This window comes from Neisseria sp. P0021.S007 (genome assembly GCF_051956855.1).
Genome location: NZ_JBQCXA010000953.1, coordinates 1 through 561, shown reverse-complemented (window position 1 = coordinate 561; position 561 = coordinate 1). Strand labels below are relative to the sequence as shown.

Sequence of the window (561 nt, the reverse complement as noted above, 5' to 3'; positions counted from 1 at the left end):
AACATATTTTCCCAAATTAGAGAATAATTATTATTTTTATTTATATTGCCAAGAGCAATGTCGGATTAGAAACGTCGGCAAATACACAACCCATCTTACGATAAAAACCATTCCAACCATTTTCCTTCCCCAAACGGCAACAAAGCGCGCCATCCGCCAGTCCGAAACGCCGCCGGATTTTCCATACAAATGGAAGAAATGTTATGATTTTGCAATCTTCCCTCTTTCAGACGACCCCATGCGGATGATGTGAAAGGTCGTCTGAAACACATTCAAACCCCTCCGAAACGAGACATTCATGACCCTGCAAATCGGTATCGACTTAGGCACGACCAACAGCCTGATTGCCCAGTTCCACAACGGCGAAACCCGCCTGATTCCCAACCAACACGGCCATTTTCTGACACCGTCGGTCATCAGCGTCGCCGAAGACGGCAGCATCCTGACCGGCATCGCCGCACGCGAACGCCTCTCCACCGCCCCGACGCTGACCGCCTCGGCGTTCAAGCGATTTATGGGAACGGATAAAACTTTCCATTTGGGCAAGCGCACGTTCCGCGC

2 protein-coding genes are annotated in these 561 nt (G+C 50.1%); both read left to right on the top strand.

Features of this window, described 5'->3' with window-relative positions:
• Positions 1-253 (top strand): hypothetical protein (locus tag ACTHUR_RS16915; RefSeq protein ID WP_440399849.1); only part of this gene is annotated, 253 nt, incomplete at its 5' end.
• A gap of 45 nt (positions 254-298) precedes the next feature.
• Positions 299-561 (top strand): Hsp70 family protein (locus ACTHUR_RS16910; protein ID WP_440399847.1); only part of this gene is annotated, 263 nt, incomplete at its 3' end.